A 22,113-nucleotide genomic window follows, 5' to 3' on the forward strand; every position below is an offset into this window, starting at 1 on the left:
CGCCTAGATGCCGGTCTTCTAGAGACAAGTTTTTGGCGCGGCGCGAAGGATGATGCCGAGCCTGCCGATGTGGAATGAATGATGGGTCTGCTTCGAAACTCCCTTTGCGCGATGGCGCTGTTCGCGGCGTCGGCGGGCAATGCCGCGACGCTGCTCGAACCGACGCTGCATCTGAAGCCGCAAGGCGTTGAAGGCGGCGGTCGCGTCGCCTTGACGCTCGATGCCTGCGGCGGAACGACTGACACAAGGATACTTTCGGCGCTTGTCGACAACAGGATACCGGCGACGATCTTCGTTACCGGCATCTGGCTGAAGCGCAATGCCGAGGCCGTCGAGATCATGCGGGCGCATCCCGACCTGTTCGAGCTGGAAAATCACGGCGGCCGCCACGTTCCGGCGGTCGATACGCCGCGGAAAATCTTCGGCATCCGCAGCGCCGGCAGCCCGGACGCCGTGCAGGCCGAGGTTGAATCCGGCGCCGCCGCCCTGGCCGGCGCGGGCGGCCCTGCGGCAAAATGGTTTCGCGGCGCCACCGCCGAATACAGTCCCTCGGCGATCGCCATGATCCGCAGGCTGGGCTTCAAGATCGCAGGCTTCTCGGTCAATGGCGACGGCGGTTCGCTGCTCGGCGCGAAGGAAACGGCGCGCCGCATCGGCGCCGCCAAGGACGGCGATGTCATCATCGCCCACATCAACCAGCCGACCCATGCCGCCGGCGAGGGCGTGGTTCAGGGCTTGCTGGCCTTGAAGCAGAAGGGCATGACCTTCGTGCGCCTCGACGATGCCGAGGGCGTCGGCAATGACGGCACCACCGATTGAGAGCGTGGTGCGAGGGTGGCGACCGCTGAATTTTGGCGGCCACATCATTCCGAGATCGACCTAAGCGCCCCTCCCTTTACGGCTCAGTCCGGCGTGGCTTCGACCGTCACCTTGTTCGTGTAGAACGCGCCGTGATTGCGGATCTCGACCATTTCGTCGAACGGATGCTCATAAGCCCACATCGCGTTCTCGCCGGCTTCGCCGGCCGGCTGGACGCTCCAGTAGCTGGCATCGCCCTTGTATGGGCAATGTGTCGAATGGTCGGTCGGGGTGAGCTTGCCGAAATCGATATCGTCGAACGGGATGTAGAAGACGGCCGGGTAAGGTGGCTCCGAGAGAACCTTTGCCGCAGTCGATGTGGCGATGATCCTGTCGCCGGCGCGGACCGTGACGGTGCCGCGATAAGGTTCGACGGTGATCACCTTGTCCGGGTTGCGCTGGAAGCCGGGGGCTGGATTGGCAAGCTTGTCCATGAATGGTCTCCTGGAGCAATTCTAGAAAAAGTGCGAAGCGGTTTTCCGTCCGGAATTGCGTCAAACAAAGAGAGAGCGTTTCGTTGTTTCCGCGAAACGGTGAAACGTTCTCAGGGGAGACTTACATGTGTCGGGCAGGCGGGTCGCGCAAGCGCGCGTCACGCTTGGCGTCATCACCATTCATTGAACGTCTGCTTCCGGTCGTCAGGCGGCCGTCTTGAAGGCGTCCATGAGGCCGGCATAGGCGGCGGCAATGCCCGCGACCGGATTGGTGCTTCTCGCCGCCGTCTCGACCTTCAGCGCGCCGCCGGTGGTCGGCAGCGTGAGCAGCAGGAACTGACGATTGTCGGCGTTGCCGATGCAGGCCGCGGCGACATGCTCGCCCTCGGCGCCGTTTTCAACGCGCATCTTGAACAGCAGCGTTCCGCCGACGGCCTCCAGCGCACCGCCGACGACTTCGGCAAATTCATCTTCGGAAACGGTTTTGATGTCCGGCGTCAGATCGTCCAGACTTTCGGCAAGCGTGCTTTCGAGGGCTTTTTCGTCGAGCTGCGCGTCCATGCGAATCTCTCCATTCGCCAATCTCACCCAGCCCGTTAACGAAGCTTAACGGCGACGATGGCCGGATTATGGCGGTTTTCCCGGTCCTTCGATCCATCCACTGGCTTCGACTTATGGCGGCTGGACAAACCGCCGGTTCGTTTCACAATGCGTGAAACAAATGACGCGAATGCGCAAAGGGAGGAATTGATGCTTGGATTGATGCAGGAATGGCCGCTGCTTTGCCATAAGCTGCTCGACCATGCGGAACGCCAGCACGGCAGCCGGGAGGTCGTGTCGCGTTCGATCGAAGGCCCGATCGTGCGGACCAGCTATGCCGAAATCCATCACCGTTCGCTCAAGGTGGCGCAACGGCTGGAGCGTGACGGCTTCAGGCTCGGCGACCGCATCGCGACCCTTGCCTGGAACACCGCCCGCCATATCGAGGCCTGGTACGGCATCATGGGCATCGGCGCGATCTATCACACGCTCAACCCGAGGCTTTTTCCTGAGCAGATCGCCTGGATCATGAACAACGCCGAGGACAAGGCGATCTTCGTCGACCTGACCTTCGTGCCGATCCTGGAAAAGATCGCCGGCGCGGTCCGATCGCTGCGACGGGTTATCGTGCTGACCGACCTGGCGCATATGCCGCAAACGTCGTTGCCGAACGCCGTCGCCTACGAGGAATGGCTGGCCGAAGCCGACGGCGCCTTCGCTTGGAAGACGTTCGACGAGAACACCGCCGCCGGCATGTGTTACACCTCGGGCACGACGGGCGACCCGAAGGGCGTTCTCTACAGCCACCGCTCCAATGTCCTTCACGCCATGATGGCCGCCATGCCCGACGCCATGGGCATGTCCACCCGAGACGTGATCCTGCCGGTCGTGCCGATGTTTCACGCCAACGCCTGGGGGCTCGGCCAGAGCGGGCCGATGATCGGCGCCAAGCTGGTGATGCCGGGCTGCAAGATGGACGGCGCCTCGATCTATGAGCTGCTCGACACCGAAAAGGTGACGTTCAGCGCGGCCGTGCCCACCGTCTGGATGATGCTGCTGCAATATCTGGAGGAGACGGGAAAGGAGCTGCCTTATCTGAAGAAGGTCGTCATCGGCGGGGCGTCCTGTCCGCGCGCCATAACCGCCAAGTTCCAGGACAATTACGGCGTGCAGGTGGTGCATGCCTGGGGCATGACCGAGATGTCGCCGCTGGGCACCCTGTGCACCCTGAAGCCGCAATATGAGGCGCTGACCGGCGAGGCGCGGCTCGACGTGCAGGGCAAGCAGGGTTTTCCACCCTTCGGCGTCGAGATGAAAGTGACGGACGACGACGGCAACGCGCTGCCCTGGGACGGCAAGACCTTCGGACATCTCAAGGTGCGCGGCCCCGCGGTGGCCCGAGCGTATTATGGCGGCGCCGGCGCCGAGCAGTTCGACGCCGACGGCTGGTTCGACACCGGCGACGTCGCCCATATCGACGCCAGCGGCTATATGCAGATCACCGATCGCGCCAAGGACGTCATCAAGTCCGGCGGCGAGTGGATATCGACCATCGACCTCGAGAACCTTGCCGTCGGCCATCCGGACGTGGCGGAGGCAGCGGCCATCGGCATCCCGCATTCCAAATGGGGCGAGCGGCCTTTGCTCGTCGTCGTGCGCAAGCCCGGCAAGGAGCCGACCAAGACCGACATCCTCGCCTTCATGAGCGGCAAGGTGGCGAAGTGGTGGATGCCCGACGACGTCGCCTTCGTCGGCGAAATTCCGCACACCGCCACCGGCAAGATCCAGAAGACCAGTTTGCGTGCCCAGTTCAAGGATTACCGCCTGCCGACGGATTGACGAAAAATGTTCGATCTTTCGGCTTCAAGCCGGCGCCAAAAACCGCTAACTCTCGGCCGGGTTGGGGCGATACGGCAAAGAATGGCATCTATTCCTGAACGGCAGACGTCAAGGGCGGCCGGCTGGTCGCGGCGGATCGGGGCATTCTCTCTCGTCCTTTTGCTCACCGCCGTTGCCGCTTACAGGCTGGGTCTCGTCGAGACGCCGCCTTTCCTGTGGGTGCTGGCGCTCGTGGCGCTGCTGGCTGCGCTTGCCCTGTTGCTGGCCGGTCTCGGCCTGGCCAGGGTCTGGAGCTTCGGCGATCGCGGCGGCCGCGATCTCTCCATCGGCGCGCTGCTGGCGCTGCTGGTGCTGGCACCCTACGGCGTCGCCGTCTACTGGGCGACGATCTATCCGCCGCTGCGCGACATCTCGACCGATCTCGACGATCCGCCCGCGTTGGACACCAGCGACCGCACGGCCGACATGAACGAGCTGTCGCCGCCGACCCCGGGCGAACAGGCCCTGCAGGCCGAGGCCTATCCGCTGGTCAGCGGGCGCAGCTACAATCTGCCTTTCGAAACCGTCGTCGACGCTGTCGAAACCGTGCTCGACCGCCGCGACTGGCAGTTGACGGCGCCTTATCCCGACATCAACGGGCAGAGCGAGGCGACGATCAACGCGCTGGCCAGGGGCTTTGTGCTCGGACTACCGGCCGACGTCGCCATCCGCATCACCGACGACGGCGAGCAGGTCATCGTCGACATGCGCTCGGCCTCGCGCTACGGCCGCTACGACCTTGGCGACAACGCCGCCCGCATCACCGATTTCCTTGGCGAGCTGGACCAGCAAGTCGCCGGGCAGGTCGGCGCGGCGCCGGCTGAGTGATCACGCGGCGGGGCTGAAAATGCCGTCGATCGCCGGATCGCCTTCTGTGGCCACGAGGCCGCGTGCAACCAGATCCTCGAGATGGGCAAGCACCGAAAGACCGGCGGCGCCGTATAGCCGCGGGTCGGTGTCGCGATAGATCGCCGCGACCATTTCCGCGATCGTCCGGTCTCCGGCGCGGATGCGCTCCAGGATCGCCCTTTCGCGCATCTTGCGATGCGTCTTCAGGCCGCTCATGAAGCTTTGGGGCGCGGCCACAGGTCCGCCGTGGCCAGGCAAAAGCAAGCGATCGTCGCGCGTCAAAAGCTTGTCGAGGGAGCTCATATAGTCGGCCATGGCGCCGTCCGGCGGCGCGACGATCGAGGTCGACCAGGCCATGACATGGTCGGCTGAAAACAGCGTTCCGGTTCCCTCGAGGGCAAACACGGCGTGGTTGGCGGTGTGGCCGGGCGTCAGCACGGTGCGGATGGCCCAGCCGTTGCCCTCAGTCAGCGCATTGTCGGCCAGCACGACATCGGGAACGAAGGCGAGATCGGCGCTGGCGTCGAGCGGATTGACCTCGCCGATGCGCAAGGGGCGCGCCGGCCGATGCGGGCCTTCGGCAAGCGTTGGCGCGCCGGTGCGCTCCTTCAGCCGCGCCGCCAAAGGCGAATGGTCGCGATGGGTGTGGCTGACAAAGATGTGGCTGACCGGTCGGCCGCCGATCGCCTTGAGCAGTGTTTCGAGATGGGCGTCGTCTTCCGGCCCTGGATCGATCACCGCCAGCGTGTCGCTGCCGACGAGATAGCTGTTGGTGCCGTGGAAGGTGAAAGGACCCGGATTTCTTGCGGTGATGCGCAGCACATCCGGCGCAACCGGAACCGCCCGGCCGTAGGCGGGATCGAAGCTGGTGTCGAATTCAAGGGCCATGCCTGCGGGCTCCGTTGCGATGCGGCAAAGTGATTGCCGTCCGATACGGAAGCCAATATAGGAAAATCAATGGATGTCGCCCAAACTGCGCAGCGGTTTTTGGGAGAACGACATGCATCAAGACAATTTTTAAAGCGCGTCGCCTGAATGCGTTTCTGCGCGATGCGCTTTAAGAGCCAGCTAATCAGCCACCCGGCAAATCAGCCAGAATGGGGAAGACCATGGCAACTGCAACCACGATGCGCCCGCTTGTTTCTCTCAGCCTGCCGGATCGGGGTGTTGCCCGGCTGGCGACCCAGCTTTTCCTGGCGCTCGCCGGAACCCTGCTGCTGACGCTTTCGGCCAAGACCAAGGTGGTGCTCGGCCCGGTCGACATCTCGCTTCAGACGCTGGCCGTGCTGTTGATCGCCTCGGCATTCGGCCTGCGCCTTGCCGTCGCGACTCTCCTTCTCTACCTCGCCGAGGGCGCTTTTGGTCTGCCGGTCTTCCAGGGTACGCCGGAAAAGGGCATCGGTATTGTCTATATGCTGGGCTCGACGGGCGGCTATCTCGCCGGCTTCGTGGTCATGGCGGCGATCGCCGGCTGGGCCGCCGACCGCGGCTGGGACCGCGACCCCTTCAAGCTGTTCGGCGCCATGCTGATAGCGGAGGTTGTCATGATGGCCTTGGGCTTTGCCTGGCTGGCCACGCTGATCGGGCCGGAAAAGTCCTGGCAGTTCGGCGTCCTGCCCTTCATCGTCGGCGACCTGATCAAGGTGGCTTTGGCCGCCAGCCTGGTGCCGGCCGTGTGGACATTGCTCAAGCGCGGCTGAGAACGATCGACGAGAAAAGGGCCGGCGGGCGACAAGCGCCCGCCGGCCCTTTTTCATGGCGCAGTCGGATTTCGCTCGAAACCGCCTTATACCAGATGATAGAAAGCGATGAAGTAACGTCGGGAAGCAGTCAAAGCCGACATTGACAAGCCAGCGCCCGAAAACTAAGCACGGGCAACTTGGCGTCGAGGCGGGGGCCGCGGTAGTTCAAGGAGAGCTTGTTGAAAGGAATTATCCTTGCGGGTGGCAGCGGAACACGTCTTTATCCGCTAACATTAGCGGTTTCTAAGCAAATACTGCCGATCTACGACAAGCCGATGATCTATTACCCGCTGAGCGTGCTGATGCTCGCGGGAATTCGCCAGATTCTGGTCATTTCAACTCCGCGCGACTTGCCGGTCTTCCAGGCGTTGCTGGGCGACGGTTCCGAATTCGGGCTGGAATTGTCCTATGCCGTGCAGGCGGAGCCCAACGGCCTCGCCGAGGCCTTCATCATCGGCCGCGACTTCATCGGCAAGGATAGCGTGTCGATGATTCTCGGCGACAACATCTATTTCGGCGGTGGCCTGTCGCAGCTCTGCCGCGAGGCGGCGACGCGCGATGGCGGCGCCTCGGTCTTCGCCTACTATGTCGACGATCCCGAGCGCTATGGCGTGGTCTCCTTCGACAAGGCCACCGGCAAGGCTCTGACGATCGAGGAGAAGCCGCAAAAGCCGAAGTCCAACTGGGCCGTCACCGGTCTTTATTTCTACGACAACAAGGTAGTCGATATCGCCTCGACGATCCGCCCTTCGGCGCGCGGCGAGCTCGAGATCACCGCGGTCAACAATGTCTATCTCGAGCGTGGCGAGTTGCATGTCCACCGCCTCGGCCGCGGCTATGCCTGGCTGGACACCGGCACGCATGACAGCCTGCTCGAGGCATCGTCTTTCGTGCGCACGATCGAGCATCGCCAGGGCATCAAGATCGCGTGTCCGGAGGAGATTGCGCTGGAGCAGCGCTGGATCAGCGCCGACAAGGTGCTGGATCGCGCCGCGCGGCTCGGCAAGAACGAATATGCCGCCTATCTGCGCCGGCGGGTGGCCGATCTGATGGAGGAGCGCGGTGCTTGAGGTCAGGCGGCTCGGCCTCGACGGCGTGCTGGAGATCGTGCCGAAGCGGCATGGCGATGCGCGCGGCTTTTTCAGCGAGACTTGGAATGCCGAGCGCTTCGCCGAAGCCGGCATCGATCTCGTTTTCGTGCAGGACAATCACTCCTATTCCGCCGCGGCCGGCGTGCTGCGCGGCCTGCATTACCAACTGCCGCCGCGCGCGCAAGCCAAGCTGCTGCGCGTCATCCGCGGCAGCGTGCTCGATGTCGCGGTCGACATCCGCCGTTCTTCGCCCACTTTCGGCAAATGGGAAGCGCTGGAGATATCGGCCGACAAGGGCAACCAGGTCCTGGTGCCGAAAGGCTTCGCGCATGGTTTCGTCACGCTCGTGCCGCATACCGAGGTGCTCTATAAGGTGACCGACACCTATTCGCCCGGGCACGACCGCTCGATCCGCTTCGACGACCCGGCGATCGGCATCGCATGGCCGGAGATCGCGGGCGGCTTCCAGCTTTCGGACAAGGACCGCAACGCGCCGCTGCTCGGCGCGGCGGAGGTGTTCGCGTGAGGAGGGACGGCGGCATGAATTTCCTGGTCACCGGCGGCGCCGGCTTCATCGGCTCGGCCGTGTGCCGGCATCTGTGCGCCAATCCGGCCTACCGCGTCACCAATTTCGACAAGCTCACCTATGCCGGCAACCTCGCCTCGCTGCGGCCGATCGAGAACGCGCATAATTACCGCTTCGAGCACGCCGACATCTGCGACGAGCGCGCGGTGCTGGAGATCCTGCGCCGCGACGATATCGACATCGTCATGAACCTCGCCGCCGAGAGCCATGTCGACCGCTCGATCGACGGTCCAGGCGCTTTCATCGAGACCAACATCGTCGGCACCTACCGCATCCTGAATGCGGCGCTGGAATATTGGCGCGGCCTGTCCGACGAGCGTAAGGCGGGCTTCCGCTTCCACCATGTCTCGACCGACGAGGTCTTCGGCGACCTGCCTTTCGACGGCGGCATGTTCGTCGAGGAGACGCCCTATGCGCCGTCCTCGCCCTATTCGGCCTCCAAGGCGGCCTCCGACCATCTGGTGCGGGCCTGGCACGAGACCTACGGCCTGCCGGTGGTGCTGTCCAACTGCTCGAACAATTACGGCCCCTACCATTTCCCGGAAAAGCTGATCCCGCTGGTCATCCTCAACGCGCTCGACGAGAAGCCGCTGCCGGTCTACGGCGCCGGCGCCAATGTGCGCGACTGGCTCTTCGTCGAGGATCACGCGCGCGCCCTGGAGCTGGTAGCGACCAAGGGGCGGCCGGGCGAGAGCTACAATGTCGGCGGCAATTCCGAGCGCACCAATCTCGGCGTCGTCGAGGCGATCTGCGACCTGCTCGACCTCAGGCGCCCGCGCGCCAGCGGCAAGCGCCATCGCGAGCTGATCACCTTCGTCACCGACCGCCCCGGCCATGACCGGCGCTATGCGATCGACGCCTCCAAGATCGCGCGCGACCTCGGCTGGGCGCCCCGGGAGGATTTCGACAGCGGCCTGGCCCGGACCGTCGACTGGTATCTCGACAACAAATGGTGGTGGGGGCCGATCCGAGAGCAGCGCTATGATGGCGCGCGGTTGGGCAGGGCTACGGCGCGCCCGGTCGAGAACGCCCCGGTCGGCAACGCCCCGATCGGCAGCGCAAAGACCGAAAATGGCCTGGCCGGGAACGCGGCCGAGGGCAGGGTGACCACGTGAGGCTTGCCGTCACCGGACGCGAAGGCCAGGTCGCCGCAAGCCTGGTCGAGGCGGCGCGGGGCCGCGACGATGTCGAAGTCGTCGCCGTCGGCCGCCCGGCGCTCGACCTCGCGCGACCCGACACCGTGCTCGCGGCCCTTGAAGCGGCAAGGCCCGACATCGTCGTTTCCGCCGCCGCCTACACCGCCGTCGACCAGGCCGAGGACGAGAAGGACCTGGCCTTCGCCGTGAACGCAACCGGCGCCGGCAAGGTGGCCGAAGCGGCGGCAAGGCTCGGCGTTCCCGTCATCCATCTGTCGACCGACTATGTCTTCGACGGCGCCAAGGACGGCGCCTATGTCGAGACCGACCCGACCGCGCCGCTCGGCGTCTACGGCGCCTCCAAGCTCGCCGGCGAAGAGGCGGTCGCCGCGGCCAACCCGCGCCACCTCATCCTGCGCACGGCCTGGGTCTACAGCCCCTTCGGAAGGAACTTCGTCAAGACCATGCTGAGGCTGGCCGCCGACCGCGACGAGATATCGGTCGTCGCCGACCAGTGGGGCAATCCGACCTCGGCGCTCGACATCGCCGACGCGATCCTGCATGCGGCGCCGAAGCTGGTCGACGACAGCAATTTCGCCGCCTTCGGCATCTATCACCTGGCGGGCGAGGGCGACACCAACTGGAGCGGCTTTGCCCGTCACATCCTCGACACAAGCCGGGCGTTTGGTGGCCCGCACCCGAAAGTGCGCGATATCGCGACGGCGGACTACCCGACCAAGGCCAGGCGCCCGCAAAATTCGCGACTGTTGAGTGCCAAGTTTGCAGGGGCGTTTGGGTGGCAGGCGCCGGCGTGGCGGGAGTCGAGTGAAAATGTGGTTCGGCGGCTGGGGGGCGGCGAGACGAAACAGGCATTGAGTGCATGAACGAGAATCCATCACCGAGCCAACTGCGCGATGCGAGCGCGCAGTCGGCCGATCAAGCGGCGCCGAAGAAGGGCGCGAAGGCTAAGTCATCGAAGACCAAGCCCGCGAAGCGCACCTGCATCATGGTGCTAGGCATGCACCGCTCCGGGACGAGCGCGTTGACGAGGGCGATCAGCCTGCTTGGCGCGGAACTGCCGAAGAATTTAATTTCAAAAGACAGCAACAATGCGACTGGTTACTGGGAACCGGCAGCATTGAACGCTCTCAATGATCAGATGCTTGCGGAAGCCGGTAGTCGCTGGGACGATTGGCGCGTCTTCGACGCGGCCAACCTTGGCAAGCCTCGTGCCCAATTCTACCGCGCGGAGATCGCTCGCATCCTAGAGGAAGAATACGGCGAAGCTCCGCTTTTCGTACTGAAGGAACCGCGGATATCTCGTTTTGTGCCGTTCTATGCTGACATCCTGAAGTCGATGAAGATCGATGTTCGCTATGTCTTGACTGGGCGTAACCCGCTTTCGGTCCTTGCCTCGCTCGGCAAGCGAGACGGCTTTACGCCGGGTTTTGCGGCACTTCTATGGTTGCGCCACGAGTTGGAGGCTGAGTCCGCCACACGCGGCAAGCCGCGTGTCTTCCTCTCCTACGAAGCGCTTATGCTGGACTGGCGTCATGAAATCCAGAATGTAGCGGCGGTGCTGGCCATCGGCCAACCGCGTACTGTGGACGACATCGCGGCCCATGTGGATGCTCACCTCTCGCGAGAATATCAGCATCATACTGCAGGCGGTGCGCAACTACTGGCCGACGAACGCATCGCCGACTGGGTCAAGGAAACCCATGCCGCCTTGACCGTGCTTCGTAACGACGGACAGGATGCTGAGGCGCTTGCCACGCTCGATAGGGTGAAGGCTGAATTTGACGCAGTATCGCCGATCTTCGGTGACGCGTTCTTTCCTGAGCTCGAGGCACGACAGCGGATCTCGGCACAGGCGCAGGCCGAGCTGCGAATGGTCGCAAACGACAATGCTGAACTGGCCCGGCAACGTGCTGCCGAAATTGAGACTTTGACCGCTCTGGAGCGGCAAAGACACGCCGACTGGGGTGAACGCGAGGCAGAGTTCGCCAGAGAGAAGGCTGAACTTCATCGCTTAATCGGCGAGCGTGACGTCGAGGTCACGCGGCTCGTGCGAGAGGCCGAGCAAAGCATGGCCGAGATTGAAAGGCTCGGGGCGCAAACCGGGTTGCAGGAATATCAGACAACCTTTGCCAAGGAATTGGCGGATCTGAAATCCTTGGCTGATCAACGCGCGGTCCAGATCGACCAACTGCAGGCCGAGTACGACGGACTGCGTCGGCAGGCTCACGAGAGCACAGGCAGATACGAGGAGCTTGAGCGCGAGAACGCCGCTCTTCGCGCCTACGCAACCGGGCTGGAGATGGAACGCGACCACGCCCGTGCCGAGGAAAAGCGGCTGCATGACGTCCTTGACGCGGTGTATAGCAGCACATCTTGGCGAACGACGCAGCCAGTTCGTGCTATCGGATACGGTATCGCCGCGGTTGCGCGTGTTCCTGCGTCGTGTCGTAAGCGTTTGAGCCGGGTTGCCTACGCCTCTTGGCATCAGCTTCCTGTGCCGACGGGCACGAAGCAGAAGTTCAAAGGCGTTGTTTTCCGTTTCTTGCCGTTTTTTTTCAAAAATACCACTGCCTATAAGGCTTGGCGGAGTTCCAACTCTTATGTTGGTGGGTTACCGGCAATTGCCGGCACCGCAGCTGTCGGCTCAGGCGTGCCGAAGCCCGTACACGTTCCGCTGCTGGTTGCCGAGCCGTTGGCGAATAAGCCGGTGCGCGTAATTGCTTTTTATCTTCCGCAGTTCCATCCAATCCCGGAAAACGACGAGTGGTGGGGTACGGGTTTTACCGAATGGGTCAATGTCAAACCCGCGCAGCCACAGTTTTTGGGGCATAGTCAGCCCCATGTGCCGGGCGAGCTTGGTTACTACGATCTCAGAGACAAAGCGGTACAACGCCGCCAGATCGAATTGGCGAAGCTATACGGAATTGAGGGCTTCTGCTTCTATTTCTATTGGTTTGCAGGAACAAGGCTACTCGAAAAGCCGTTGGAGAACTGGCTCAATGACAGGGATTTGGATCTTCCATTCTGTTTATGCTGGGCCAACGAGAACTGGTCCCGTCGGTGGGACGGGCTCGACAGCGAAATCCTCATAGCGCAGAACCATTCGCCAGCGGACGATCTTGCATTTATCAAAGAGGTCGCGCCCTATCTGCGCGATCCCCGATATATCCGAATTGACGGTAAGCCGGTGCTTTTGGTTTACCGACCGAGTTTGCTCCCGGACGCCAGTGAAACGGCTTCGCGCTGGCGCCAATGGTGTCGTGAGAACGGCCTCGGCGAGATCTATCTCGCTTACACTCAATCGTTCGAAAAGAACGATCCGAGACTATACGGCTTCGATGCCGCTGTCGAATTTCCGCCGAACAACTCCGCGCCTCCGAACGTGACCGATCAAGTCATGCCCCTGGCAGACGACTTCGGAACGACTGTTTATGACTGGTCGATTTTTCCGAAGCGCAGCGAACAATATCCTCTCCGCGAGTATAAGCTGTTCCGCTCCGTCTGCCCAGGTTGGGACAATACCGCTCGTCGCAAGAACAATGGAACGGCTTTCATCAACAATACGCCGGATCTCTACAGGCGGTGGCTCGAAAACGCCGCCAAGGACACCATCAATTACATCGACGAGCCAAGTGAAAGACTAGTCTTCGTCAATGCCTGGAACGAATGGGCAGAAGGGGCGCATCTGGAACCGGATGCGCAGACTGGCTATGCGTACCTCCAGGCGACCCGCGATGCATTGGAGGGAGTACGTCATGAAGGGAAAAGCATCGTTGTAGTCTCACACGACGCACATCCACACGGCGCGCAAATGCTTGCCATGAACATGGCACGAGGTTTCGGTGAGCTTGGCTTCAAGTCCGAGTTGATCGTCCTGGGCCACGGCAATCTGCTACGTCGCTTCGCGGAAGTGGCCAATGTACATCTGATCGACCTTGCGGCGGAACCCAAGGCAAAGGTGTTGGAGCGCCTTAAGGCTATCCGACGCGGCGGGGCCGAGATAGCGGTGGTCAATACAACGGTCTCCGGGCTTCTCGTTCCGTTGCTGAAGGCAGCAGGCTTTTGCGCCGTCTCGCTTGTTCACGAAATGCCGGGCGTTTTGAAATCCGTCGGGCTTAAGCGGCATGCTGCCGCGATCGCGAAACACGCCGACGTTTTGGTCTTTCCCGCGGAAATTGTTCGATCCGGATTTGAGAATTTCGTAGGCGGGTCAACCGGGCGGGCGGTGACCCGTCCGCAAGGCTCCTATTTTCGCACGCCATTTCGGGAAGAGGATCGCGTTGCGGTGCGGGATCGGGTGCGCAAGAGACTCGGCCTACGTGAGGACGCCCGCATAGTTCTCACGGTCGGATACGGGGATCACCGTAAAGGGCTGGATCTTTTCGTTGACGCCGGACTCAAGGTAACAAGGGTTAATCCGGATGCGATTGCTGTCTGGGTAGGTTATGTCGATCATGCTCTGCACGCATTTCAAATGCAGCGAATAAAGAATGCTGGGCTTGAGAATCGTTTTGTCTTTGTCGGCTTGGTGGAGGATCCCAGAGAGTACTATTTCTCGGCTGATATATATGTCTTGACGTCGCGTGAAGATCCATTTCCTTCAGTAGTGCTTGAAGCGTTCGATGCGGCAATTCCGGTAGTCGCTTTCGAAGGTGCCGGCGGCTTCCAGGATCTGCTAAAGCGCGATTGTGGTATCCTTGTTCCCAAGTTCGACACTGATGCGATGGCCAGTGCCGTTTTCAGCCTTCTCGACGATCCGGAAAAAGCTGGACGTCTGGCTAAGATCGGCCGTGAAATTGTCCGGCAGGAGTTTGGGTTCAGCCACTATCTCCATGACCTGCTGGCCTATGCCGGAAGGCCTTTGCCGCGGATATCCGTCGTAGTGCCGAACTACAACTACGATCGATATCTCACCGGGCGCCTCGATTCGATCGTGAGGCAGACGGTACGACCTTATGAGTTGATTGTGCTTGACGATGCCTCGACGGATGACAGCGTCAAAGCCATCGAGCAGTTTTTGGCCACCTGCGATATTCCAGCCAGATTGATCAGGAACGAGCGGAATTCAGGCTCGGTATTCCGTCAATGGATGCGCGGCGTTGAAGCTGCGCGCGGCGATTTCGTTTGGATCGCCGAAGCGGATGATCTCGCCGATCCCGACCTTCTGGAAAAACTTCTGCCCGCCTTCGAACGACGCGATGTAGTCATGAGCTACTGCCAGTCGCGGCAGATGGATGGCGATGGGCGCATCTTAAGCGAACATTACCTCGATTATGTCTCCGATATCGACCGGTCCCGCTGGGCTAAACCCTACGTCGTGGACGGACGCCAGGAGATAGGCGAGGCGCTATACCTCAAAAACACCATTCCGAATGTCAGCGCGGTTCTCTTTCGTCGAGAAACATTGCTCGAGGCTCTCGGCGCGGGGCTCGAAGAGATCGCTTCCTACAGGGATGCCGGCGACTGGGTCGCATATCTGCGGCTGCTGGAGAAGGGTGGAATCGCGTTCTATCCGCAGTCGCTCAATTCGCATCGCAGGCATCAATCAAGCGTCACCCGTTTCGACGTCAGACACTTGCAGGAAATCGCCAAGGTGCAAGCCGACACGATCGCGCGTTTCCATCTTGGGGCGTCGGCACAAAGTGCGGCAACTGCCTATGTGCAGCGCCTCTATGAGCAATTTGGCTTGGCAATGCCTGAAAAGCCGCAGGTCTAGAGCATGATCCCGAAAAGTGGAAACCGGTTTTCGGAGAAAAATCATGCTCCAACAAAGAGTTAGATCGTGGGGGCGATTCAACGAAACGCCATCACGATCTAGTCTAGGGCTCACAATAGACCTGCATCAAGTGTCGGCAAAAGGAATGCGGCTGCTTTCGCAAGAAATCCCGTCGCTCTCGCAATTGCCGATTTTTGCAAACTGAACCATCCGCCTTTTGGCTCATGCCGTTGTTCAAAAAGGAAATCTTCCTGAAAGCCGGGGCGAAAGTGCGGCCGGTAGAAAGGCAATGCGCGACGCATCCGATCGACGCAATACCTCACATTTCTCGCTGTCAGCGGATACTCTCCCGGCTCGCTTTGCATGGTCCGGAAAAGTTCGACAAGCAGGCGGTGCTGGTCAGCGGAAGGGCGCGCAACATTCACATGCCTCAAGGCTTCGATCAGGGTGTAGGGCAGCGATTCGTTCCCGCCAACCTGGCTGTAGTCGAACCCATCGCCGGGAACGCCGATCATGGTGAGAAAGTCCCTAAACAACGAACCCTCAACCCACTGCGCTCGATCATATGGAGCCAGCACCAGCTTTGGGATTTTCAACCAGCGCCTGAGAACGTCCAACTGCGACGGGTCATAGGCGAAGGGCTGCTCGTTTAGCGGGCGGGTCCAATGCGTGTCATAATGCCGGACCACCTCGTTGAAAGCTGAGATTACGATGTCGCCTGGGTGGCGTAGATAGGCGATGACGCGAACGTCGTGACCCTTGAGCCCTGATAGAAACTGATCGAGATCTACTTCCGGCTGGCAAAGCATTTCCGAGCTGATGAGCAGCGTTTTGCCTGCCGCCTCTGCGAGCATCGTTGCCAACCGCGACGGGCCATGGTCGATCGATCCTGGCATGAATGCCGCTACCAAAGGGTTGTGGTTTGGCCAGTCGGGGATTGTCGGCTTGTAAAAGACGCCGTGCTCCAAAAGCAAAGAGGCGTTTCGAGCTAAAAAAGCTTGAAGCGCGCTCGTGCCGGTTTTGTGGACGCCGATATGAAGGATAATCGTCATGGAATCGACCTCAGCAGAAGGTCCGCAGCATTGATCATCGAAACCGCAATGTCATTAGAAGATTGTGATATTCCAACGAATCCAGTGCCTAACACTGCGCTTGATGGTTAACTCGCGAGTCGCGCTGGGTACGACCACAGCATCTCGGCCCGGCTGCCGCTGATTTCGATCGCTCGCGGTTCTTACCCGAAGCAGCGCTATGACATTTCCCGAGGAGGTCCGATCTCGGCTTCCTCAGAATATAGACCTCGGTCATGGGGCCACGTTCCCCAATTGGAGAACCCGGCGCAGGGCATCGGCCCTATAAATCAAAACAATCTCAGCGGCGCAATCAACTCGCACAGCATCGAAGGAGTTTCACATGAGCCTTGCCGCGTCCTTCAGCGGTTGGCGACCCTTGTGAGTGCCTGTTGATTTGCGTAGCTCGGGCCTTCGCCAAGCCGGATCAATACAATGTCGCCTTGTATTTCCAGGCTGCCAGGTGCGGGCCATACAGGCATCGTCGAAAGCCGGACAATTGTTTGATCGACTTGCTGGTCCGTCGGGCCGTTTAGGTTAGAATAGCCGAGCAGTTTCATATAGTAGGTGATGCGCCAGGCATTGCCGCCGTCCCACTCGAAGAATGAGTATCCGACGGTTGAACTGGGGGGCCTGGGATAGTTGGTGGCAAACGGCAGCCCGCCGAACACGCACAGAACATACGCGCGCCTGGCGTCAAAGCCGGGCATCGCCGTCAGCCTCTCGTAGATAGCTGCGGCTAGGAGTGTGTCGTGCTTGTCGACAAGATAGCTGGACGCCTGCCGATAATTTTGGATCACCTGGATCTGGAAGATTACCACTCCAAGCAGGATCGCCGACACGATGCTTATCCTGGCATTGCTGCTTGTCACGGCAAGGTAGACGAAGAGCCAGACCGCTATCGGCAGACCTACGAGACTTCTAAGGGGCATGATGCCGGCCGCCAGAACGTGGACGCCGAAAGGAATGAATAAGCAGACCAAAGCGGCTGCGAGCAGCAGCAACCTTGTGCGTGACAACTCCTTGAAAAGCGTCCAGACGCCGAGGATTAACAGCAGCGGAACTGCCCACAAAATGACACCATAAGCGCCACGGTCCAGACCAAGCGCCTCTCCTATCGCTTCCAGTACCCGGCCGGTCACCACCACTGGATGTTGAAAGAAAAAACCCGGCTGGAAAAGCGACTCGAAATATTCACTTCTTTTGGAAATGAACGATTTGAAAATTGCATTGCCGACGGCGTAGAAAATCGCGGAGCCCACTGCCAGGCCACCGACGCGGATCAGGTCTTTCGGCAGCGATCTTTCAATGCCGGCCCGTGCCTGCAGAACGCAGATAGCAACGCCCAATACCAGGATTGCCGGTGCGAAACTCTGATAGATTGAGATCGCAAAACCGCCTGCAGCGACCGCAACGAGGAAGCGCGAACCAGCTGCGCCGATATCTGTCTTGTTGATCAGCCAAATCGCAAGGGCACTTGCAGCCATGCCGATTCCCACCGCAGCGATGTTGGAGTAGAACTCTACGATAAAGAACCAGGTCGGGAAGGCACAGAAGATCGCGAAGCAAGCATATTCGGAGATGGTAAGCTCATGCTTGTCGATGGCGTCCATAACGAGCAGATAAGCGGCAACACAACCGACGCCAAAGATCGCCGGCGCCAGTAATGGCATTACTGGATTTGGGATAAGGAATCTCTCGATCAGGTAGGCCCCCCAACGACCCTGGGCAATCCAGATCGAAGAATCGGTTCTGAAGGCGGCCACCTCTTCGTCAATGGACAGGGAGAAGGAAGCCAACTCGGAAAAGTACATTGCGACAAAGATCGCAAAGAGATTGATAGCCGCCCGGATCGAAGAGGGGCGTATCAGTATCGTCTGCGGAGTATCCATCGAGAAACCAGGAAATTGAGCATCGTGGTGACGACAAGTGTTGCAAAGAACGCCGCCGCTCGGCTTTGCAGCGCTCGTTCGAGAAGATGAAGGGTTACTAAGCCTGCTACAAACACCACCGCGACCGAGCCGCCGACCGCCAGCCGGTCCAGAAAGCCGCTACGCCCGCCGGGAAAGACGCGGTCTGGATAGAACGCCATCACGAATGCGAGGCCTACCAGCCAGGCAATAGTGTAGGAAATGCCCGAAGACAGGATCGTCAGGCCGGCAAAGTAGACGGCACTCGTCAGCGCGGTGTTCAGTCCTCCCGCCGCAAGAAAACGAAGCGCATCCGAGCCTATCCGGTCAGTGGTCATCCGGCCTGACCGTCGCGAGGAAATCCGAATAGTCCCTGATATAGTCGCCTGCATCATATGGATGCGAGGCCATGACGAGCAGGGCGGTATCCGGCTGGAACTTGTACTGGATACCCCATACCCCAGGAGGCAGGTAAAGGCCGATCGAGGGATCTGCCAGCGACACTTCCTTTCTGTCGTGACCGTCATCGACGACCACCGACAGGCGGCCATGGGTGGCAATCAGGAATTGGTGGCACTGGCGGTGCGCATGCTCACCCCTGACCTTGTCCGAAGGTACACCGTAGACAAGAAACGAGCGCAAGGGCTTGAAGGGCAGGTTCTGCCCGAACTCGAGCGGGGCCAGTTCGCCGCGCAGGTCGCTGAAATGCGGTAACCGCCAGAGCTCACATCCGCCGACGCCGAGCGCCATCCTGTCGCCTGCAGCACCGGGGGTCGCTTGCGTCATCACAGGCTCGACCTGCGGACCGGTCTGATAGCCAACGATGACGGCCGGATTTCCAACGACCACGGCGTTTGCCGGCACGTTCTTGGTCACCACGGCGCCGGCGCCGATCATCGCCTGGCGGCCAATCGTTATGCCCGGCAGGATCGTTGCGTTGGCGCCGATCGACGCGCCGTCCTCGACGCTCGTCTGGAGGAACGACTCCGGATAGTGTTTCGAACGCGGGAAGCGGTCGTTGGTGAAGGTCGCATTCGGACCAACGAACACGCGATTGCCCAGCCGAATGCCGTCCCATAGCTGAACGCCGCTTTTAATCGTGACGTCATCGCCAACGGTCACGTCGTTTTCGATGAAGACATGATCGCAGATGTTGCAGTTCGCGCCGATCACGGCCCCAGGGAGGACATGGGCAAACGCCCATATGCGCGTTCCATTGCCGACGCGCGTGCTTTCGCAGATCCCGCGGTCATGGACAAAAAATGGTTTGTCGTTCATGCGGACGTCCCGTCGACAATGCGGCTTATTATCCGCAATGGGCGCGATTTGGTATTTTCAACCGCCCGCCAAAGATAACAGCCAAGGATGCCTTGCACCGCGAGGATCGCTGATCCAAACCCCGCGATCAGCAGCACCAGCGTCGTGTATCCGGCCGGGTCGATTTTGCCGAGCAAGCGGGCGACGACGGTGATTGCCGCAAACACAAGACTGAGCACGCAGCCCGCAATTCCTACCCAAAGTATGAAAACGATCGGAAAGTCGGAAAACGAGAAGATCGAGTCCATCATATATCTGAGCCGGCGCCCAATGCCCCAGGCACTCTTCCCATGTTCCCGCTCGCGCCGCCGGTAAGGCACGAACGCCCGCCTGAATCCGACCCAGAACAGCTGAACCACAAGCGAGCTGTTTGGCTCCTCGATTGACAGGATCGCATCGAGCGCCTGGCGGTTGCAGGCAAATATATCGACCCCGCCGCTCGGCATGCTGGGCATAATCAGCCTGCGGTAAACGCTCCAGAAGGCCCGGGACAGGAAACGTGTCAGAAGGGGGTCGTCGCGGCCGGTTCTGCGGCCAAACACGACGTCGGCCGTGTCCTTCTCCAGCATCGAAAAGAATTCGACAATAAGTTCGGGCGGCTCCTGGAGGTCAGCAGCCATCGCGGCCACATGTTTGCCGGATGCATGCTCAAGCCCCGTCCGAATGGCCGTGAAGGAACCAAAATTCCGGCTGTGAAAGATGATCTTATACCTGTAGCTGGCGTCCTTCAAAGCCCTGACCAGCAGGCCGCCCGACTGGTCGGGCGACCCATCGATGACGAAGACAAACTCGATGTCGCCCTCATACATGGCGTCGAAATCGGCGACGGCCTGCAACAGGGAAGGGATGTTCGGCTCATTGCGGTAAATGGGAAAAACAAGAGAGCGCGCAGTCACATTGCCTCCCAGTCGCTGAGGGCCCTGCACACTTGCTCGACCTCATCATTCGTCATGTCCGGGTAGCACGGGACGGAACAGAGACGACTGATGCTTGCCCTGGAGATCGCAAGATTTTCGGTCCCTTTCATGGGCAGGGCAGCCCAACCAACCTGATCGCAATCGAGCACGGGATAGTGGACATCGGTATCGACGCCGCGCTCTTTCATGAAGGTGCGGAATGCGTCCCGGTCGTCACACAGCAGGACCGCGAGGTGTGCGACGGCGCCATTGCCGCCGTCGAGGAATTTGAGCCGGCGTCCGGTGACGGCCCTAAATCGGCTAACGATGCTGCGGCGTTGTTCGTTGCGGCTGTTCAAGTCCGGAAGGAGCACATCCAAAATAGCGGCCTGGACCTCGTCCATGCGAGAGTTGCGCCCTCCCGGCAGGGCCACATGATATTTGGAACTCCAGCCATATTGATGAAGCTGACGAACGCGGTCCGCCAGTTTTGGGTTGGAGGTGAGGACTGCGCCGCCGTCACCCATCGCGCCGAGATTTTTGGTCGGATAGAAGCTGAAAGTGGCGATGTCTCCAAGTGATCCAGCCGTTTCACCCCTGATGCGAGCACCATGTGCCTGGGCGCAATCCTCGATGAGCGGTATGTGCGACATGCTAGCATTGACAAGTCCTGCCCGGATAGCTGGTACATCGACCACGCCGCCGTAAAGATGGGTAACGACAATGGCAGCCGTGTCGGTACTCACCGCTTCCAGCACCGACTGGACGCTTGCAAGTTGGCTAGCTGGTTCGATATCGACGTAGTGTGGAATGAGGTCGTTGTGCCAGCACGCGCAACTGGCGTATCCCCCGGCATTCGCCGCCACGATCACCTCGCGTCCATGCGCATCGCCAAGCCCGACGATAGAGCGTAAAGCGAGTTCAAGGGCGTCCGTTCCGTTTGCGACGAGGATGCAATCCGAGGCTCCTGCAAACGTCGCAAAGTTCGCTGCGAATCGCTTCCCTGCCGCGCCATTGAGCCACCATCCGGACCGCAGCGTGCTTGCTACTTCGCGCGCGATTTCAACCTCATAGCGCTGGTACAGACGCTTGAGATCATTCATCGGAACGGCATTCGGCTTCATCATCGACAACTCGACAGCGTGTCTTCTTCGTTCCGGCGTGTTCGCCTGCAAAGCATTCGGAAATTCAGATGATTCTAATATAAAGCAACCGAGAATACTTGCATCGCGGAAACAGCGGAAGCCAGAACCGCATGCACAACTATTGAGATTCCGGCTCGGTCGCAACAGGCTGGCGTCATTTTGGGGAACGCTGTGGGCCTAGGGGCTGGCCAATGCCGCTTCGGCAGACCTGATCGGGATCGCCGTCAGCGACTCCACTCGACCGCCTTTGAGGGTCAGCCGCTTCGTACACACGCTTTGAATAAGACCTTCGCTGTGGCTCGCCAGAACGATGATGCCTGCCTTTTCGGCTAGTTCGTCCATGCGCCTCTTGGCCTTTTCCTGAAAAGAAGCATCACCTGCCCCGATCCATTCGTCCATCAGCAGGATTTCCGGTTCAAGCGCTGTCGCCACCGAAAAAGCGAGCCGCGCCGCCATACCCTGGCTGTAAGCCTTGAATGGAAGGTCGATGAAATTGCCGAGCTCGCTGAAGGCAATGATGTCTTCCATCTTTTCTTCGATCTCCGCTTCCGACCATCCGTTGATCAAGCCTCGCAATACGATATTCCGGCGGCCCGTCGCTTCGCGGCGAAATCCGATGTTGATGTTGAAAAGGGCATCGACCTTACCTTCGATCGTGATGTTTCCTCCGGAAGGCTCGTAGATGCCGTAGAGGACCTTCAGCAGTGTGGTCTTCCCTGCTCCGTTCGGTCCGACAAGGCCGAGCCGGTCGCCGGCCTTCAGTTCGAAACCGACGCCGTCGAGCGCCTGAACGAACTGCTTTCGGCCAGAACCTTCAATTCTTCCGCCTGTCGGGCCCAAACGCCGATCCGGCGCCGAAAGCGTCAGTTTTTCGTGCAGCTTGTAGACCAGGCTGACGTTGTCCAGTTTTATGGAAACCATCAC

General features: G+C 60.5%; 19 protein-coding genes. 9 read left to right on the top strand and 10 right to left on the bottom strand.

What is annotated here, in order from left to right:
• Window positions 1-81: 81 nt before the first annotated feature.
• A complete protein-coding gene (locus tag LB520_RS12690; RefSeq protein WP_095766799.1) occupies window positions 82-819 on the top strand; it encodes a polysaccharide deacetylase family protein in 738 nt (245 codons plus the stop codon).
• 83 nt (window positions 820-902) lie between these two features.
• On the opposite strand, the gene LB520_RS12695 is transcribed toward LB520_RS12690, so the two are convergent.
• Complete coding sequence (locus LB520_RS12695; RefSeq protein WP_095766800.1) at window positions 903-1,292, bottom strand: DUF427 domain-containing protein; 390 nt, start codon at window positions 1,290-1,292, stop codon at window positions 903-905.
• A gap of 204 nt (window positions 1,293-1,496) precedes the next feature.
• Window positions 1,497-1,853: a hypothetical protein gene (locus tag LB520_RS12700; RefSeq protein ID WP_095766801.1), complete on the bottom strand. Its 357-nt coding sequence runs from the start codon at window positions 1,851-1,853 to the stop codon at window positions 1,497-1,499.
• A 189-nt stretch (window positions 1,854-2,042) separates the two neighbouring features.
• Between LB520_RS12700 and LB520_RS12705 the strand changes: the two genes are divergently transcribed.
• Together LB520_RS12705 and LB520_RS12710 are read left to right on the top strand one after the other, a co-directional pair.
• Window positions 2,043-3,671 (top strand): fatty-acid--CoA ligase, encoded by a 1,629-nt coding sequence (locus LB520_RS12705; RefSeq protein WP_224637717.1) that lies wholly within the window; start codon window positions 2,043-2,045, stop codon window positions 3,669-3,671.
• An 81-nt stretch (window positions 3,672-3,752) separates the two neighbouring features.
• On the top strand, window positions 3,753-4,538 hold the full coding sequence (locus tag LB520_RS12710) for a DUF1499 domain-containing protein (protein WP_224637718.1): 786 nt from the start codon (window positions 3,753-3,755) through the stop codon (window positions 4,536-4,538).
• On the opposite strand, the gene LB520_RS12715 is transcribed toward LB520_RS12710, so the two are convergent.
• A complete protein-coding gene (locus tag LB520_RS12715; protein ID WP_224637719.1) occupies window positions 4,539-5,447 on the bottom strand; it encodes an MBL fold metallo-hydrolase in 909 nt (302 codons plus the stop codon).
• A 221-nt stretch (window positions 5,448-5,668) separates the two neighbouring features.
• Between LB520_RS12715 and LB520_RS12720 the strand changes: the two genes are divergently transcribed.
• The 6 genes from LB520_RS12720 to LB520_RS12745 all read left to right on the top strand — a co-directional run bounded on the left by LB520_RS12720 (window position 5,669) and on the right by LB520_RS12745 (window position 14,851).
• Window positions 5,669-6,259: a biotin transporter BioY gene (locus tag LB520_RS12720; protein WP_224637720.1), complete on the top strand. Its 591-nt coding sequence runs from the start codon at window positions 5,669-5,671 to the stop codon at window positions 6,257-6,259.
• Between the two features lie 221 nt (window positions 6,260-6,480).
• Entirely contained in the window at window positions 6,481-7,371 is an 891-nt protein-coding gene (gene rfbA, locus LB520_RS12725) for a glucose-1-phosphate thymidylyltransferase RfbA (protein WP_224637721.1), read from the top strand.
• Window positions 7,364-7,918, top strand: coding sequence for a dTDP-4-dehydrorhamnose 3,5-epimerase (gene rfbC, locus LB520_RS12730; protein WP_224637722.1), 555 nt, complete (start codon window positions 7,364-7,366; stop codon window positions 7,916-7,918). The genes rfbA and rfbC overlap by 8 nt, the downstream gene beginning before the upstream one ends.
• 14 nt (window positions 7,919-7,932) lie before the next feature.
• Window positions 7,933-9,093, top strand: coding sequence for a dTDP-glucose 4,6-dehydratase (gene rfbB, locus LB520_RS12735; RefSeq protein ID WP_224637723.1), 1,161 nt, complete (start codon window positions 7,933-7,935; stop codon window positions 9,091-9,093).
• Complete coding sequence (rfbD, locus tag LB520_RS12740) at window positions 9,090-9,998, top strand: dTDP-4-dehydrorhamnose reductase (protein ID WP_224637724.1); 909 nt, start codon at window positions 9,090-9,092, stop codon at window positions 9,996-9,998. The genes rfbB and rfbD overlap by 4 nt, the downstream gene beginning before the upstream one ends.
• Window positions 9,995-14,851 carry a glycoside hydrolase family 99-like domain-containing protein gene (locus LB520_RS12745; RefSeq protein WP_224637725.1) on the top strand — a complete coding sequence of 1,619 codons (4,857 nt, stop codon included), beginning with the start codon at window positions 9,995-9,997 and terminating at the stop codon, window positions 14,849-14,851. The genes rfbD and LB520_RS12745 overlap by 4 nt, the downstream gene beginning before the upstream one ends.
• Before the next feature lie 110 nt (window positions 14,852-14,961).
• On the opposite strand, the gene LB520_RS12750 is transcribed toward LB520_RS12745, so the two are convergent.
• The 7 genes from LB520_RS12750 to LB520_RS12780 form a co-directional block, all read right to left on the bottom strand.
• Window positions 14,962-15,903, bottom strand: coding sequence for a hypothetical protein (locus LB520_RS12750; protein ID WP_224515514.1), 942 nt, complete (start codon window positions 15,901-15,903; stop codon window positions 14,962-14,964).
• Window positions 15,904-16,283: 380 nt separating this feature from the next.
• A complete protein-coding gene (locus LB520_RS12755; RefSeq protein ID WP_224637726.1) occupies window positions 16,284-17,813 on the bottom strand; it encodes a glucosyltransferase domain-containing protein in 1,530 nt (509 codons plus the stop codon).
• Complete coding sequence (locus LB520_RS12760; protein WP_224637727.1) at window positions 17,789-18,169, bottom strand: hypothetical protein; 381 nt, start codon at window positions 18,167-18,169, stop codon at window positions 17,789-17,791. Before LB520_RS12760 ends, LB520_RS12755 begins: the two co-directional genes overlap by 25 nt.
• Window positions 18,159-19,109: a WxcM-like domain-containing protein gene (locus LB520_RS12765; RefSeq protein ID WP_224637728.1), complete on the bottom strand. Its 951-nt coding sequence runs from the start codon at window positions 19,107-19,109 to the stop codon at window positions 18,159-18,161. Before LB520_RS12765 ends, LB520_RS12760 begins: the two co-directional genes overlap by 11 nt.
• Complete coding sequence (locus tag LB520_RS12770; protein WP_224637729.1) at window positions 19,106-20,044, bottom strand: glycosyltransferase family 2 protein; 939 nt, start codon at window positions 20,042-20,044, stop codon at window positions 19,106-19,108. Before LB520_RS12770 ends, LB520_RS12765 begins: the two co-directional genes overlap by 4 nt.
• Entirely contained in the window at window positions 20,041-21,171 is a 1,131-nt protein-coding gene (locus tag LB520_RS12775) for a DegT/DnrJ/EryC1/StrS family aminotransferase (protein WP_224637730.1), read from the bottom strand. The genes LB520_RS12770 and LB520_RS12775 overlap by 4 nt, the downstream gene beginning before the upstream one ends.
• A 195-nt stretch (window positions 21,172-21,366) precedes the next feature.
• On the bottom strand, window positions 21,367-22,110 hold the full coding sequence (locus tag LB520_RS12780; RefSeq protein WP_224637731.1) for an ABC transporter ATP-binding protein: 744 nt from the start codon (window positions 22,108-22,110) through the stop codon (window positions 21,367-21,369).
• Between the last annotated feature and the right edge of the window lie 3 nt (window positions 22,111-22,113).

It is taken from the genome of Mesorhizobium sp. CA12 (assembly GCF_020165255.1).
In the GTDB taxonomy this organism is placed as follows: domain Bacteria; phylum Pseudomonadota; class Alphaproteobacteria; order Rhizobiales; family Rhizobiaceae; genus Mesorhizobium.

Bases quoted from the DNA above. Each gene is read 5' to 3' on its own strand.
- LB520_RS12690 (WP_095766799.1), top strand. From the start codon at position 82: ATGGGTCTGCTTCGAAACTCCCTTTGCGCGATGGCGCTGTTCGCGGCG.
- LB520_RS12695 (WP_095766800.1), bottom strand. From the start codon at position 1,292: ATGGACAAGCTTGCCAATCCAGCCCCCGGCTTCCAGCGCAACCCGGAC.
- LB520_RS12700 (WP_095766801.1), bottom strand. From the start codon at position 1,853: ATGGACGCGCAGCTCGACGAAAAAGCCCTCGAAAGCACGCTTGCCGAA.
- LB520_RS12705 (WP_224637717.1), top strand. From the start codon at position 2,043: ATGCTTGGATTGATGCAGGAATGGCCGCTGCTTTGCCATAAGCTGCTC.
- LB520_RS12710 (WP_224637718.1), top strand. From the start codon at position 3,753: ATGGCATCTATTCCTGAACGGCAGACGTCAAGGGCGGCCGGCTGGTCG.
- LB520_RS12715 (WP_224637719.1), bottom strand. From the start codon at position 5,447: ATGGCCCTTGAATTCGACACCAGCTTCGATCCCGCCTACGGCCGGGCG.
- LB520_RS12720 (WP_224637720.1), top strand. From the start codon at position 5,669: ATGGCAACTGCAACCACGATGCGCCCGCTTGTTTCTCTCAGCCTGCCG.
- rfbB (WP_224637723.1), top strand. From the start codon at position 7,933: ATGAATTTCCTGGTCACCGGCGGCGCCGGCTTCATCGGCTCGGCCGTG.
- LB520_RS12745 (WP_224637725.1), top strand. From the start codon at position 9,995: ATGAACGAGAATCCATCACCGAGCCAACTGCGCGATGCGAGCGCGCAG.
- LB520_RS12750 (WP_224515514.1), bottom strand. From the start codon at position 15,903: ATGACGATTATCCTTCATATCGGCGTCCACAAAACCGGCACGAGCGCG.
- LB520_RS12755 (WP_224637726.1), bottom strand. From the start codon at position 17,813: ATGGATACTCCGCAGACGATACTGATACGCCCCTCTTCGATCCGGGCG.
- LB520_RS12760 (WP_224637727.1), bottom strand. From the start codon at position 18,169: ATGACCACTGACCGGATAGGCTCGGATGCGCTTCGTTTTCTTGCGGCG.
- LB520_RS12765 (WP_224637728.1), bottom strand. From the start codon at position 19,109: ATGAACGACAAACCATTTTTTGTCCATGACCGCGGGATCTGCGAAAGC.
- LB520_RS12775 (WP_224637730.1), bottom strand. From the start codon at position 21,171: ATGATGAAGCCGAATGCCGTTCCGATGAATGATCTCAAGCGTCTGTAC.
- LB520_RS12780 (WP_224637731.1), bottom strand. From the start codon at position 22,110: ATGGTTTCCATAAAACTGGACAACGTCAGCCTGGTCTACAAGCTGCAC.